Source organism: Micromonospora sp. SL1-18, from assembly GCF_047921505.1.
Taxonomy (GTDB): Bacteria; Actinomycetota; Actinomycetes; order Mycobacteriales; family Micromonosporaceae; genus Micromonospora.
The window spans coordinates 1-897 of record NZ_JBLROA010000189.1; the positions used below are offsets into that span (position 1 = coordinate 1).

Annotated in this window: 1 protein-coding gene; it reads left to right on the forward strand. The window is 69.9% G+C overall.

The window, feature by feature from the left end; all coding sequences use genetic code 11:
- Positions 1-875 (forward strand): transposase (locus ACNAW0_RS30475; protein ID WP_416291498.1); only part of this gene is annotated, 875 nt, incomplete at its 5' end.
- Between the last annotated feature and the right edge of the window lie 22 nt (positions 876-897).

Sequence of the window (897 nt, forward strand, 5' to 3'; positions counted from 1 at the left end):
CCCGGATAACCTCCCCGTACGACACCGATGCGCGTCGCGGCGGCAAGCGGGATCTGTTCTGGACCGGGTACAAGGTGCACGTCAGCGAGACCTGCACCGACAGCGTCGAGGAGCCCGACGGTGCAGCCGCGCCGGATCAGCAGCCGCTGCCGAACATCATCACCAACGTGGCCACCACCGACGCCGCCGTGCCGGACGCGGCGATGACCACCCCGATCCACGAAAGTCTGGCCCGCCGCGGCCTGCTGCCCGACGAGCACCTGCTCGACTCCGGCTACCCCTCGGCCGACCTGCTGTTGGAATCCGCTGACCGGTTCGGCATCCGACTGCTCACCCCGATGCTGGCCGACGTGTCCGCCCAGGCCCGCGCCGGGACCGGCTACGACGCCGCCGGGTTCGAGGTTGATTTCGACACCGGCGCGGTGACCTGCCCGCAAGGCAAGACCAGCAGCATGTGGAGCCCGGCCCGGCAACGCGGCACCGAGACGATCGTGGTCAAGTTCGACACCGCCACCTGCCGGGCCTGCCCGGTCAGATCCCAGTGCACCACCGCCGCCCGTGGTGGCCGGCAGTTGACCATCCGCCCCCGCCGCCTCCACGAGGCGTTGGCCGAGGCCCGGGCCCGGCAGACCACCAAACAGTTCGCCCGCGCCTACCGGCTGCGAGCCGGGGTCGAGGGCACCATCCGGCAAGGCGTCGCGGTCACCGACACCCGCCACGCCCGCTACCGCGGGCTACCCAAGACCCACCTGCAACACGTGGTCAGTGCCACCGCGCTGAATCTCATCCGCTTGGACGCCTGGTTCAACGACGCACCCCTCGACCGCGGCAGAACCAGCCACCTCGCTCGCCTGGAACTGGCCCTGGCTGCATAAACATCAATTAGCCAGCAGAGTC